13 protein-coding genes are annotated in these 14,289 nt (G+C 46.0%); 5 read left to right on the top strand and 8 right to left on the bottom strand.

What is annotated here, in order from left to right; translation table 11 throughout:
* Positions 1 to 34: 34 nt before the first annotated feature.
* Both ACNQFG_RS10355 and ACNQFG_RS10350 read right to left on the bottom strand, forming a co-directional pair.
* A complete protein-coding gene (locus ACNQFG_RS10355) occupies positions 35 to 586 on the bottom strand; it encodes an NADH peroxidase (RefSeq protein ID WP_005926148.1) in 552 nt (183 codons plus the stop codon).
* A 140-nt stretch (positions 587 to 726) separates the two neighbouring features.
* Positions 727 to 2,088 carry a uracil-xanthine permease family protein gene (locus ACNQFG_RS10350; protein WP_423404837.1) on the bottom strand — a complete coding sequence of 454 codons (1,362 nt, stop codon included), beginning with the start codon at positions 2,086 to 2,088 and terminating at the stop codon, positions 727 to 729.
* Positions 2,089 to 2,439: 351 nt separating this feature from the next.
* Between ACNQFG_RS10350 and ACNQFG_RS10345 the strand changes: the two genes are divergently transcribed.
* The 5 genes from ACNQFG_RS10345 to ACNQFG_RS10325 all read left to right on the top strand — a co-directional run bounded on the left by ACNQFG_RS10345 (position 2,440) and on the right by ACNQFG_RS10325 (position 6,363).
* The gene (locus ACNQFG_RS10345; RefSeq protein ID WP_423404836.1) at positions 2,440 to 3,576 is read left to right on the top strand and encodes a cysteine desulfurase family protein; all 1,137 of its coding nucleotides are present in this window, start codon (positions 2,440 to 2,442) and stop codon (positions 3,574 to 3,576) included.
* Positions 3,577 to 3,585: 9 nt separating this feature from the next.
* Positions 3,586 to 4,458: a tRNA 2-thiocytidine biosynthesis TtcA family protein gene (locus ACNQFG_RS10340; RefSeq protein ID WP_423404835.1), complete on the top strand. Its 873-nt coding sequence runs from the start codon at positions 3,586 to 3,588 to the stop codon at positions 4,456 to 4,458.
* Between the two features lie 92 nt (positions 4,459 to 4,550).
* Positions 4,551 to 4,907, top strand: coding sequence for a helix-turn-helix domain-containing protein (locus ACNQFG_RS10335; protein WP_173016547.1), 357 nt, complete (start codon positions 4,551 to 4,553; stop codon positions 4,905 to 4,907).
* Positions 4,856 to 5,752: an IS3 family transposase gene (locus tag ACNQFG_RS10330; protein WP_423406584.1), complete on the top strand. Its 897-nt coding sequence runs from the start codon at positions 4,856 to 4,858 to the stop codon at positions 5,750 to 5,752. Before ACNQFG_RS10335 ends, ACNQFG_RS10330 begins: the two co-directional genes overlap by 52 nt.
* A 443-nt stretch (positions 5,753 to 6,195) precedes the next feature.
* Positions 6,196 to 6,363, top strand: a complete 168-nt coding sequence (locus ACNQFG_RS10325) for an ATP-binding protein (RefSeq protein WP_423406583.1) — start codon at positions 6,196 to 6,198, stop codon at positions 6,361 to 6,363.
* Between the two features lie 188 nt (positions 6,364 to 6,551).
* Here ACNQFG_RS10325 and ACNQFG_RS10320 read toward each other — a convergent pair whose 3' ends face one another.
* From ACNQFG_RS10320 to ACNQFG_RS10295, 6 genes are all read right to left on the bottom strand, one after another.
* Positions 6,552 to 8,102 carry a BCCT family transporter gene (locus ACNQFG_RS10320; RefSeq protein ID WP_423404834.1) on the bottom strand — a complete coding sequence of 517 codons (1,551 nt, stop codon included), beginning with the start codon at positions 8,100 to 8,102 and terminating at the stop codon, positions 6,552 to 6,554.
* Positions 8,103 to 8,822, bottom strand: coding sequence for an NTP transferase domain-containing protein (locus ACNQFG_RS10315; protein WP_423404833.1), 720 nt, complete (start codon positions 8,820 to 8,822; stop codon positions 8,103 to 8,105). It lies immediately after the preceding gene.
* The gene (locus ACNQFG_RS10310) at positions 8,823 to 10,592 is read right to left on the bottom strand and encodes an NTP transferase domain-containing protein (RefSeq protein ID WP_423404832.1); all 1,770 of its coding nucleotides are present in this window, start codon (positions 10,590 to 10,592) and stop codon (positions 8,823 to 8,825) included.
* A gap of 73 nt (positions 10,593 to 10,665) precedes the next feature.
* Entirely contained in the window at positions 10,666 to 11,502 is an 837-nt protein-coding gene (locus tag ACNQFG_RS10305; protein ID WP_423404831.1) for a LicD family protein, read from the bottom strand.
* 28 nt (positions 11,503 to 11,530) lie between these two features.
* The gene (locus tag ACNQFG_RS10300) at positions 11,531 to 12,982 is read right to left on the bottom strand and encodes a lipopolysaccharide biosynthesis protein (RefSeq protein ID WP_423404830.1); all 1,452 of its coding nucleotides are present in this window, start codon (positions 12,980 to 12,982) and stop codon (positions 11,531 to 11,533) included.
* 6 nt (positions 12,983 to 12,988) lie between these two features.
* The gene (locus tag ACNQFG_RS10295; protein ID WP_423404829.1) at positions 12,989 to 14,275 is read right to left on the bottom strand and encodes a hypothetical protein; all 1,287 of its coding nucleotides are present in this window, start codon (positions 14,273 to 14,275) and stop codon (positions 12,989 to 12,991) included.
* Positions 14,276 to 14,289 lie beyond the last annotated feature (14 nt).

The following is a 14,289-nucleotide window of genomic DNA, read 5'->3' as shown; positions in this document are numbered from 1 at the left end:
CTTGAGCCACACAGCAGCTTTTGAAAAAACGGGATCAGACTTCGGTGTTGAAGTAGCGCTTCAGCAGGCCCTCAAAGCCGCGGCCGTGACGGGCCTCGTCCTTTGCCATCTCGTGAACGGTGTCGTGGATGGCATCCAGATTCAGGGCCTTTGCCTTCTTGGCCAGATCCATCTTGCCTGCACATGCGCCGCACTCAGCCTCGGCACGCATCATCAGGTTCTTCTTGGTGCTGTCGGTGACAACTTCGCCCAGCAGCTCTGCAAAGCGGGATGCGTGGTCTGCTTCCTCGTAGGCATAACGCTTGTAAGCCTCAGCGATCTCGGGGTAGCCCTCGCGCTCAGCCACACGAGCCATTGCCAGATACATGCCGACCTCGCTGCACTCACCCTCAAAGTTTGCGCGCAGGCCATCCACGATCTCCTGCGGCACGCCCTCGGCCTTGCCGATGCCCACAACATGCTCGGTGACGTAGGTGTTGCCGGTCTTCTCCACAAAAGCGGAAGCAGGAGCCTTGCAGACGGGGCACTGTGCCGGGATCTCGCCTTCAGCAATATAACCACAAACGGTGCAAACGTACTTCTTCATAAGAATAGACCTCCATAATTTCTCAGTTATTCTTTTGGCCGGCTCTGGTACGGTCGGCCTTGGTTTCTGAGCCTATTATAGCAATGATTCCTGGGTTAGTCAAGGATAATTTTAAGAATAATTCCTATTTAACAGTTTGTTTACACCTGGAGATTGCCGCTGGTGGCAGCGTCAGAACCGTCGGCTGCGTCGAACTCATAATCATTGCCGGGCAGGATAGCGTTCAGCAGGATGCCGACGATGGCAGCGATGGCCAGACCGGACAGATTGATGGAGACGCTGCCCACCATGAAGGTCAGGCCGCCCACAGAGTTGAAGCCCAGTGCGCACACCAGAATGACAGCGGCCACGATCAGGTTGCGGCTGTTGGTAAAGTCCACGCGGTTCTCCACCACGTTGCGCACACCGATGGCGGAGATCATGCCATACAGCACAAAGCTGATGCCGCCGATGATGCCGGTGGGGATGGTGTTGATGACAGCCTCAAACTTGGGGCTGAAGCTCAGGATGATGGCCAGGACAGCCGCAATGCGGATGACCAGCGGATCGTAGATCTTGCTCAGAGCCAGCACACCGGTGTTCTCGCCGTAGGTGGTGTTGGCCGGGCCGCCCAGCAGGCCGGCCATGGTGGTTGCCAGACCGTCACCCAGCAGGGTACGGTTCAGGCCGGGGTCGTTGATATAGTTGTGGCCCACGGTTGCGCTGATGGCGGCGATATCGCCCACATGCTCCATCATGGTTGCCAGTGCAATGGGGATGATGGTGAACAGTGCGCTGATGAACTCCGGGCTGCCGTCGATGGCAAACAGGCCCATGGCCTCCTTGTGCAGAGGGATGCCCACCCATGCAGCCTCAGAAATGCGCTGGAAGTCCACTGCACCGGTCACCAGTGCCACTGCGTAGGACACCAGAACACCGATGAGGATGGGCAGGATCTTGACCATGCCCTTGCCCCAGATGTTGCACACGATCACGACACCCAGTGCCACAAAGGCCAGGATCCAGTTGGACTGGCAGTTTTTGATAGCAGAGGGGGCCAGGATCAGGCCGATGGAGATGATAATGGGGCCAGTGACCACCGGCGGGAAGAACCGCATGATGCGGCGGATGCCGAAGGTGGAGATCAGCAGGCTGGCCACCAGATACACCAGACCGGAAAATGCGACGGCGGCGCAGGCGTAGGGCAGCATCTTGGTATTGGCCACGGTCAGGTTGCCGTCTGCATCTGCCAGCATAGGGGCCACGATGGAGAAGCCGCCCAGATACGCAAACGACGAGCCAAGAAAAGCCGGGACCTTGCCTCTGGTGACCAGATGGAACAGCAGGGTGCCCAGACCTGCGCACAGCAGGGTGGTGGAAACGCTCAGGCCGGTGAGCAGCGGCACCAGCACCGTTGCGCCGAACATGGCAAACATGTGCTGCACGCCCAGAATGAACATGCGGCCTGCGCCCAGCTGGCGCGCGTCGTAAATGCCTTTGGAGTAATCGATCTTTTCGCTCATAAAAGAGTTCTCCTTTCGCGTTTTACTTCCAAAAAAAGAGGCATTGCCGCAAAAAAGCGACAGTGCCTCAACATTCGGGAAGAAAAAACATTCGGGACGGGAGAACAGCCTCCGTGCTCCGCAAAGTTGAACCGTGCATTCTGCTCTCCCCTTCCCTTCGTACGCTGTAAAGTATATCAGAAACCACCCCGTTCTGCAATGGATTTCCGGTTTTTTGGCATTCTTTCTGCGATCGCTTTCTTTTTCAGGTTTTATTCCCCTGCGGCAGCATTTTGCACCTGCATCTTGCAATCCGGCCCCCTGCGCACTATAATAATACCGATTAAATGGATTGAGATTTAAGGAGACCCAATGATCTATCTGGATTATTCCGCCAATACCCCGGCCGACCCGCAGGTGCTCGACCGGTTCTGCTCCGTAGAGCGGCGCTGCATCGGCAACGCCAACTCCCATCATCAGGCAGGCACCGCCGCCAGAGCCGAGATCGACGCTGCCACGCTGAAGATCGCCGCTTTGCTGGGCGTACAGCCCGCCGAGATCATCTATACATCCGGTGCCAGCGAGGCCAACAACTTCGCGCTCAAGGGGCTGGCCCGGCTCTCCCGCCATGCGGGCAGACACATCATTTCCACCCCGCTGGAGCACTCCTCGGTGAGCGGCAGCCTGACCGCCCTGCAGGAGCAGGGCTATGAGATCGACCTGCTGGACATCCGGCGGGACGGAACCGTAGACCTTGACCATCTGAAAGAGCTGCTGCGGCCGGACACCATCGCCGTGGCGGTCACGCTGGTAGACAGCGAACTCGGCGTCGTGCAGCCGGTGGAGGAAATCGCCGCCATCCTGAAGGACTACCCCAACTGCCACCTGCATGTCGATGCCACCCAGGCCGTTGGAAAGATCCCCGTCTCGTTTGAAGGGGTGGACACTATGAGCCTGACCGCCCACAAGTTCTACGGGCTGAACGGCATCGGTGTGCTGGTCAAGCGGCGGAATCTGGCACTGGAGCCGCTCATCCATGGCGGCGAGAGCACCACCCTCTACCGCAGCGGCACCCCCACCGTGGCGCTGGCGTCTTCCCTGGCCTGTGCACTGGAACTTGCCGTGGAAAACCTGCCGGAACGCTCTGCCTCTGTCCAAAAGCGGAACACCGAACTCCGCGCGGCCCTGTGCCAGCACCCGGAGGTGCGCATCAACAGCCCGGAAAATGCCATCCCGCACATCCTGAACCTCAGTGTCCGGGACGTGAAGGGCACCGTGTTCCAGCGGGAGCTGGATGCCAAGGGCGTATGCGTCTCGGTCAAATCGGCCTGCTCTTCGGACGGCCTGCCCTCCCGCGCCGTGTTTGCCGTGAGCCATGACCGGCGCAACGCGCTGTCCTCGTGGCGCATCAGCCTGAGCCACCTGACCACCGAGGCAGAGATCCAGGAATTTTTACGGGTGTTCGACGTCTGCTGCCAGCAGCTGACCGCCGCACACGGAGATCGATAAGGAGAAATCATGAAACGCGAACTCGAACCCTATCAGATGATCGAACGCAGCATCATCAAAAAATACCGCAAAGAGCTTTGGACCCCCTTCATCGTAGCCGTCAAACGGTATGAGCTTATCCAGGCAGGCGACAAGATCGCCGTCTGCATCTCCGGCGGCAAAGACTCCATGCTGATGGCAAAGCTCATGCAGGAGCTGCAAAAACACAGCGATGTCCCCTTTGAGCTGGTCTTCCTCGTGATGGACCCCGGCTACAATGAGCTCAACCGCCAGAAGATCGAATCCAACGCGGCATTGCTGCACATCCCGGTGACCATCTTTGAGAGCAACATCTTCTCGGTGGCCAACAACACCGACAAGAACCCCTGCTACCTCTGCGCCCGGATGCGCCGCGGTCACCTGTACAGCAAGGCAAAAGAACTTGGCTGCAACAAGATCGCGCTGGGCCACCACTTCAACGATGTCATCGAGACGACCGTCATGAGCATGTTCTACGGCTCCCAGCTGCAGGCCATGCCGCCCAAGCTCCACAGCACCAGCTTCCCCGGCATGACCCTCATCCGCCCGATGTACTGCATCCGCGAGGAGGACATTCTGGCCTGGAAGCGGTACAACGACCTGGAATTCATCCAGTGCGCCTGCCGCTTCACCGAGAACTGCACCATGTGCGACAATGGCGGCGGCGGTTCCAAGCGGCAGGAGACCAAGCTCCTGCTCCGCCGCCTCAAGCGCGACAATCCCAACATCGAAAACAGCATTTTCCGCAGCATCCATGCCGTCGCGCTGGACACCATGCCGGGCTATAAATCCGAAGGCGTGGAGCACAGCTTTTTGGAACGGTTCCATGCGATGGAAGAAATGGCAACTGACGTTGAACTGTGAGGTTATGCAAAAACATCCTGACCGGACGATTTGAACTGCACCCCATTTGTTAGACAGTATGGTATACTGTTTAGGAAATGGGGTGTTTTTGTATGCCAAAGGGACAACGAAAGTACAACGGAACGCAGAAGGTAGAAATCATTAAACGAATCCACAGAGAAAACCTGAGCTTTAAGGGAGCGTCCAGAGAATATGGCATTTCGGACCGTACACTCAGGGACTGGGAGCGCATTTATTGGGAGGAAGGAGAAGAAGCACTTCTGTTAGAGCGTCGAGGACGAGCCTGTGCCGCCAGTGGGACGCAGAAAGGTCGGAAGCCAAAGCTGGATAAGCAAGTAGAAGAAGATCTTATTGCAGAAAATCAGCGGCTTCGGATGGAAATCGACTACTTAAAAAAATTGAATGCCTTGGTGCTGGAAGAGGAACGCCAAAACAGAAAGCACAAGTAGTTCAGGAACTAAGGCAGAAATACCCTCTGAAAGCACTGCTGCAACTTGCCGGACTTCCTCGCAGCACGTTCTACTACTATCTGCACCAGTCTCAGAATCCTGCCAAATACCAGATGGTAAAGGAACAGATTGTTATAATCTTCAACGAGAACAAAAAACGATACGGATACCGCAGAATCACAAAAGAACTGCATAACAACGATATTTGTGTGAACCACAAGACGGTTCGGAAACTCATGAAGCAGCTTGGTTTAGTCTGTCAGATTCGTGCAAAAAGGAAGTACAGTTCTTACAAAGGCGAAGTTGGAGAAGTAGCTCCAAACCTGCTGGAACGGCATTTCAAGACAGACCAGCCGAATCGGAAATGGGTCACAGATGTTACCGAGTTCAAAGTGAACGACCAGCAACTCTACCTGTCTCCAATTCTTGATTTGTTCAATGGCGAAGTTGTCAGCTACAATCTGAGCCGCCATCCGAACTTTAAGCAAATCACGGATATGCTGGAAGGTGCTTTTCAAAAGCTGCCGGACAAGGTTGACAATCTGACTCTGCATTCGGATCAGGGCTGGCAATACCAGATGAAGTCCTACCAGAATCTACTGAAAGCAAAAGGAATTACGCAAAGTATGTCTCGGAAAGCCACTTGTCTGGACAATGCTGTTGCCGAGAACTTCTTCGGACTGCTCAAGACGGAGCTGTTCTATCTGGAAAAATTTGATTCCATTGACCAGCTCGAAAAGGCTATTGTCGATTACATCGACTATTACAACAATCGCCGAATCAAATTAAAACTAAACGGTCTGAGCCCTGTACAGTACAGGATTCAGACCGTTGAAGCTGCTTAATTCAATTTTTGTCTAACTTTTGGGGTTCATTTCAATTCTGGTCAGGATGTTTTTTTGGTTCTTTGTCAAATATTGGTAACCGTCCAGTGAAAGCACGTTCACAGAAAGACAAGAGGCACCCGACTCGGAATCGTGTGCCTCATTTTGTCATGCAAAGTTTTCCTGAATGAGCTTTCCCCAAGGCAGCATCTGCTTGAGACGCTCCGGGTGGGTCTGGATCTCCATGTCAGGCAGATTCTCGAATGTGAATGCTATCCTAATAGTTGGCCACAGTGGCAACGAAAAAGTTTACCATCAACATCATATTCCTTGTAAAATAGAGACAACTCTATATGCAAGGAGAGAAAGGTACGCTAAACGTAAAATTCTATACAGCCGCAAATCTCTCCAACGAACTGATAAAGGCGCTGGATGGCCGCCGGCTGTTGAAGCTGGAGAAGTAGATTTCCAGCTGCGATCTGCTGATTATCGATGAAATAAGTTATCTCACTTTCAATCGGCATCAATCGGAGCTTCTGTTTAAGGTCATTGCCGACCGCAGTGAACGAAAAAGCATTATTGTATCCACCAACCTTGCTTTCTTGGAATGGCTGACTATGTTTGAAAATTAGACTATGGTAACCGCAATGATTGACCGGTTGACATATCGTAGTTTCGTTTTTAATATGAATTCCAGCAAGCCCTATGGGCTGGGTTTGCCGCTCAGCCTGATAGCTCAGTTGAGGGCTGAGCGTGGTAAACAAATTTACTATCAATGGTAAAGAAACTCATTGACATTTACACTCAGGTATTTTTCCAGTTATTTTTCACTTTTTTTCTTTGCCGATTCTTCTAAACTCTCCATATATTTTTTAGCATCCTTCATAAAGCTGACAGCAATCATCACAATCACTGCACCAATTGGAAATGCTGCAACAATACTCACCGACTGGAGATTGTTCATAGAACTTTCTGCGAACAGCAAAGCAATCGGAAGTAAAATCAACAGAATACACCACATCAGCTGAATTCCCTTATTCGGTTGTTCGCCATCCTCCAGTGTGTGATAGCTATAGCAGGATGCTGTCAATGCAATCGAATCAAAAGAAGTTGCATAGAAAGCAATCATCGTCAGCAGAACAACAATCATAATCACAGGCGCGCCCGGCATCGTTTTGATGATAGACACAATCATGCCATACAGATCTCCGCTTTCCAGATACTGTGCAATAAAGTCAGCCTTTCCAGTGACTTGCATTCCCATAGAATAGTTGCCAAGTACGATGAAACTTGTCAGTGTTGAACCGACGCCAAATACATATCCCCCCAGTATCGTCTGACGTACTGTTCTGCCACGAGAAATGCTGCCGATAAAGAACGGCGCAGCCACACACCAAACCATCCAGTAAGCCCAATAGTAGATCGTCCAATTCTGCGGGAAGTTCGATGTACGGAGCGGGTCAGTGAACGTAGACAGATCAACAAAGTTCTGGATCATTCGTCCAAGAGAAGAAAAACCGGTTTCAATAATATACCGTGTTTCTCCACCAAACAGCAGAACAAACGCAATCAGGCCAAAGAACATATAAATACAAATGTTTGCCAACTTGCTGATTCCCTTAAATCCATGCAGCAAGGAATATGTATATACAGCGCAGGTAATCAGAAGAATAATAATGTTGATTACAGTACGACTAACGGCAACATGGAACAGTTCACTAATAATGGTTGCCATAAGAGGTGTCGCTACACTAAATGTTGTAGCAGTGCCAGCAAGGAGGGCAAACACAGCTAACAGGTCAGTAATGCGACCTGCCCAGCCGTCGGTATACTTTCCAAGAATCGGACGGCAAGCCTCTGAATACTTCTGACGGTTTCTTTTTCTCACATGGAGCATAAAGCCAAAGGCAACGGCCAGCACCAAATAGAATCCCCACGGAATAAAGCTCCAATGGAACAGAGGATATACGCCTGCCCAATTCTGAATGCTTCCCATTTCTGCCAGATGAGGATCCGTCGCATACAGCACCCATTCCGAGAACGAATAGAACAAAATATCTGCTGCAAGGCCACAGGTAAACATCATTGAGCCCCACGCAAAGAAAGGATACTTTGGCTTTTCATTCGGCTCGCCAAGGACGATGTTACCATACTTAGAACCGGCAATATACAGAGAAAGGATGAAAATTCCCAATCCAATTACTAAGTAATAGGTACCAAAGGTATCACCAAAGAAAAAACGGATCTGGCTCAGCACCGCATTCGATTGCTCCGGTGCAAAAAAGAATAGAACACATAATGCAACTACGATTGCCAAAGGCACCAGTGTTATCATCCAGTCTATTTTCCCATGTTCTTTTTTCGTATTCATTTACTTATCCTCCACATATTTTTTGTAACTGGCATCCAAAGCAATTAGCTCGCTCAGATTATCCACCTCTATAATATCGTCCCTATTCATAGGACGGATACCCAATTGATACTCCTCCGGGTAACAGAACATCGCCACATCATCCCAGTAGATTTGTCGGTTCTTCTTTTGTTCAAACTCGATTTCCAGGTGATGTTTCAGTCTCTTTCCATCCTCTGCAGTCCAGCGAGAAATACTGTACAACTGCCATCCACCTTTTCCACCTGTCCGACTGCATGCCGTAACAATGCCATTCTCAACAGTCTGAAGCCACTCATCCGTTTCGCCATCTGTCCAAACACTGTTATAACCCGAGTGTTCAAATTCCGGTGCAAGGATTTCAGGATTATAAATAATCTGATCGCCATCCAGAATAATCGCATTTTCAATGTAATCTCTTGCCACGTAAAGCGATGCAATGTTATTACAGGTATCATAGTAAGGATTTTCAATCAGCTTAACACCAGGATACTCCTTTTCAAGTGTCACAAACTGCTCTTTCAGATATCCTACAACAACATAAATCTCATTGATTCCGTTTTTATGCAGACCATCAATGACTGTGTCAATCATTCGAACCCCATTCACTTTAACCAAAGGTTTTGGTTTTGTCAGTGTTACCGGGTGCATTCGATTTCCTAAACCTGCCGCCATAATAATGGCTCTTTCTACTCTTGGCATTTACTTTTCCTCCCCTTGCTTTTTCAATTCTTCTTGAACAATTCGATAGTAGTCTTTTGCGTATCGATACTGACGAAGAGAATACTCACCAAACTCCACACCAAGATTACGCTTATATTCACACCAGTTACTCCACAGCAGACCACAGGCTGCAATGTAGCAATAAATTTTGATTCTGGTTGCATCATTACACCCCTCTGTAAAATAAGCAGCAATCAGTCGATCCACCTGCCGCTTATTGTAAAGTGAGTAAATACAGAACATTGCTACATCCACATGAGGATCTTGCATTCCTGCATACTCCCAGTCAATCAGACGAATTTCTTCTTTTCCATCTTTCTCCACAAACAGGAAATTATCCGGCACTGCATCAATATGTGTCAGGACTTTTTCTCCAATATGTGCATCGATATAAGGCTTTAGTGACAGAACATTTGCTTTTGTTTTTTCATAATCCTTATAAACAGAAGGTGTTCCCTCCCACAGCGTTTCATAGAATTCCATCTGGCCGAAAATATCAAATTCATGATTCACTTTTAGCTTCATTTCATGGAAGTATCGCAGCCGTTTCATGCACTTTTTGACATCTTCGTAATTCGATGGATCACATACTCTGGCTCCTTCCAGAAACTCTGTAATTTTATAGCCATTTTCCGGGTTGATATATGCAATATCATCACAGATATGCTTTCCATCAATCGTTTGGTAAACTGCAGCTTCTTCTCGGCGGTTAATCAACTGATCGGTTCCTTCTCCCGGAATACGCATAATATATTTCTTTCCTTTACAAGTGAACAGGAAAGACCGATTCGTCATACCCTTTTTAAGAACCGTAATATCTGTAACTTCTTCTGGCTTTGCTCCTAAGGCTGTACAAATCACCCGAATGGCATCTGTTTTCAGCTGGTTGGAATCGCTGTCAATTTCTCGTAATTGCTCATAGGTATTAATTTCCACAACGTCTGTGGAATGAACCACACGAGCAGCTACGATCATCCGGTCTTTATTATAAAGTGCTTCTTCCCAGAACGCTCCGTCGTATCGCTGATTTTTGCAAAGTTCATCAATGCGTTCTGCAACGGTATCTGCATCCTCTTTCACCAAATAGCAGATACCAATCATTGCATTGCCGCCAGAGCTTTCTGGCACAGCCACAAGTTCCATTTTACGGTTAACTCGGACGTTACTTTCGTTGTCCACAAGATCGCTGACCATATACCACGAATACAACTCATGTTGATGGAAGGGATTTCGGTCGCACCAAATATCGCACGGGATAATGTACGCATTCTCCAGATGCTCTTTTACAAGTTTAACGGAATGCAGATTATTCTTTGTCGCGTAATCTGCATTTACTACTAGCTCTATGCCATACTCATCCATCAAATACTCGTATTTTTCTTTCATGAAGCCCACAACTACATAGATTTCTTTAATTCCCACTTCATGAAGTTGCTTAATGATACGCTCAATGAGCGGTTCTCCGTTGACTTCCAAGAGACCTTTTGGCATCTCCGTATTGATTGGAACCATACGCATTCCAAAGCCTGCTGCCAGGATAATAGCCCGCTGCGGGGTTTTCTGCTTAAACTCAGTGATGGCTTTCATGGTAGGGCGAATCGAATCGTCCAGGTAATCAGCTTTAATAAGCTCCTTGAGTGAACGATTAACTACTCCTAATGAATGTCCTGACACTTCTGCTAAAATCCGTTGGTTGATGAAAGGTTCCAACAAAAGTGCGTTCAAAATGTCACTCTCCTGTTTGTTCATGTATGAATCTCCTTTTGTTTTCGTGAACATCATGCCAATCCAATCCCAAAGCTACTTGAGATTGGCGTATATCTTAGCGTCGATAGACTTTATATTCGTGATGAGGAACTCGTTCCTCTACCGGTGGCAGTTTCATATAATCACCGTAATGACATTTTAAGAATTCATCATAACCAACCGGAACTTTTACTTTAAGATTTTCAAAATCCATATAGATATAATCTTCAAACCATTTCTTTTCATATAGGGTAAGCCCAGAATCCCAAGTCATTTCTGCAATGTATCGACTTTTCTTTATGTCGTATAAGTTTTTAAAGTTTTCCATTTTATCCAAGAAATACTTGGATCCTCGAATTTTTGCATAACTTCTAACAACATACTTTGCCACTGAGCGATACCATTTATGATAAGTTGACTTGGTATAATGATCATCGATGCTCCATAAAGTGATTCGGAACAAATCGCTTTTTTTCTTCTTCACCCGTTGAATTACTTGCTCTGCTTTTGACCCTGCGCCATCGAGCGGATAAATATCAATAAAAACTCCTGAATCATAGCCTTGAACGTTTTCATATACAGCACGGTAGTCCATATTATTGAGTCGTGCTATATTATATGGATAGTTTTCTTCATTTTTCCGTGTGAGAAGTTTATATGGTTTCATTTCATCCTGGTGGTGTATACAATAGTCACAAAACTTCTCGTAATCATTCCGTAGCATAACAACATCAAAATCGTCATCCCATGGAATAAACCCCTTATGACGAACAGCTCCAATCAGCGATCCATATGCAACGTAGTAATTCACTCCAATTTTCTCACAAATATTTGACATTCTTTTTACAATGTCCAATGTGACTTTGTGAATCTGCTCTATGCTCAGTTCCACTTGATTATTATCCGCTATCATTTTTGTTACCCTTCGTCTCATAAAATAATTATTTTTTCATCAGTTTAAGCAAATTACTTTTATTCTTATAGGCTACAAAGATTAGCAATCCACCTAACAACACCATCAATAAAATACGAAGTTTCAAATGCGTATAAGAAATCGAACTCACAACAGCCAAAACAACAAACAAAACTGCCGGAATCCAAACAATTCCTATATTAAACGGGTTTTGCTTTTTTTTATCCTTTGAAACATGACACATCAGTAAGTAATGCACAAGCGCATAGCAAATATAGCAAACCAATGTTGTATAGCCCGCTGCCACCATTCCATAAATTGTTATGAAGTACTGATTCAGTATAATATTTAATACCGCAATTGCGCAAGAAGCAAACATAATTGATTTTGTCTTTTCATAATAAAAAGTAACTGTACTGATCAAGCTGTACATCATGATAAAATACACGCTCATGCAAACGGGCGGCACTACCCAAATCGCACTTTGATACGCGTTTCCACCAAGTAAATAGATAAATTCCGGTGCGAATAATGTAAAGAACAGACAGGTTATACCCGTTACGATCAAAATACTTTGTGCTATTTTCCCAACTTCATTTTCTTTTCCTTCACTTATTTTTTGATATGCCCATGGCGTGAAGGAACTTTCTATAGCAGTCGTCACAATATTGAGAACCATTGCAATCTGGTATGCAACCGTATAAATTGCGGTTTGTGCACTTCCACACATACGATTGATCATCAATCTGTCTGCCTGATTTAGTACTTGCTGTGACAAATAGTGTGGAATTAAAGGAATATTATAATGCAACGCGTATTTCCACGCTTCCTTCCATACAGTCTTACGACCCGCGCGCATTATCTTATAGTACACAACCGAGTAGATTACAATATGAACTAATACCATTGCGTAAATGCGTGCATACGCCTTATGTTCCGGAAACAGATATATAGCTATGACACTTCCGAATGTACTAAAAAACGTCGACGCAAGTGTATAGCCAACAATATCTTTATATTCGTACTCAAATCTGTTCCGCACGGTCCAAAAAGACATCGCCTGTGAAAAAATCAAATCCACAAACATGGCAATTATCAATGACGTACTCATTCCTAAAACATTACTCAATTGCTTAGGAAACAATAAAAAGATCCCTAAGCCTCCAGAAATGAAGAGAGTCGTCAAAAAAAGCATAGAAGAAGTATATTCATTCCGCTGCTTTTCATACCGAATCATTGCCTTGTTATAAACGCCCGTTGCAAGTTGGAGCGTCAAAACAACCGTCAAAATGCTCACCCATGAACTATAGACGCTTACTAAACCATATTCCTTCGTTGACATCATGCGTGTAAAGATGGGTGTGGTGATGAATGCAATGCCTTTCTGAACTACACTACAGAGAACAAACCACATAGAAGCTTTGGCCGGAAGTGGTATTTTTTTGTAAACTCGCAATAGTTCCTTAAAAAATTTTTTCATGAGCGATTATATCCTTTGAAACACTGTAGTATTGTTTATTTTAAATATGTCAATTTTTTCTTTGCTCATTACAAAAATCGAAATAAGCAAAAATTGAACCCAATTAAACGTAATATTATACAGAATTCCCTCAAACAAAAAAGTTATGAATAGTGTAACATATTTTTTATCAAGTTTAAATGTGCTCAGCGCATTTTTTATGTACCAATAATAGTAAATCGCAAAGCCAATATATCCGTAAGACCACAATTGATTTACATAATCACATTCAATCGACCATTTATCCAATTCAGGATAAAAATTCATTAAAACAGATTGTGGATAGCCAGAACACCCTGGTCCATATCCAAACAGATTGGAAAGAAGGTCATTTTTCATCGTGATTGCAGGAACAGATGTTAAATAATAAAGATGCGTATTGGCACTTCCTTCTGTTTTAACTCGATTCATAATATCCAGAAGATCCGCAACCTCCATCACTTTCCTCAAAATGGTATCCATATTTGTCACAAAAGCAACAGCAATTGCTGTAATTGCGACAGCTAGGAAAGCCTTTTCTTTCTTAGTTTTTTTCTTAGTGATTGCAGTTTTAAACTCTCCTGTAACAACGGTAACAGCCAATTCTATCGCGGCACTTACAAATAGCCCCAATATCAATGTTCGACTTCCTGAAAGAAATCCCAGCAAAAAGAAAGCTGCTTTGAGATAAATGTTTTTTGTATAGATATATCCAAATGTAATGAGTGGTGCAAAGTTTCCTGCGTTCCAGCACAAACCACTTACTTTCAATCGTCCAAACTGATACTGAGTGGCATCTTCTACCATATGAAAAGTATCTCTAAATACAATTGTATTCAAGTCTTGTCCAATGGCATCAAATAGTATCTGTGCATAGCCCCATACCATTTGAATAATTGATGAGATATATACTCCCTTTACGTAATAAATCAGCTCCTGCACCTTCTTTCTTTGCGAGAAGAAGATATATACAATAACAAGGAAGCACAGCTGTACAAAACTTTTTCCAATGCCACTTCTCCACTTTATAGGCATTCTTACTGTGCAAATCAAATATGAAATCATCCATGTCGTAATAACAGCAGCAAAAGCACGATCACACTGTTTATCGAATTTCACTCCACCCTGATTTACCAATTCTACCAAAGCAATCATGCCGAGCAGCATAATACACCATACATACATTGTAATGGAAAAAAGGCTAATAATGGGCATCGGAGCTAATATACCAAATAGCAATAAAGCTGTCCTATAAACCGCTTTCTTCTTATCCATATTGTTTGCCCTTT

Source organism: Faecalibacterium prausnitzii, assembly GCF_049532945.1.
In the GTDB taxonomy this organism is placed as follows: domain Bacteria; phylum Bacillota; class Clostridia; order Oscillospirales; family Ruminococcaceae; genus Faecalibacterium; species Faecalibacterium prausnitzii_N.
The sequence above is the reverse complement of the archived record's forward strand: the minus strand, read 5'-3'. Positions and strand labels throughout refer to the sequence as shown.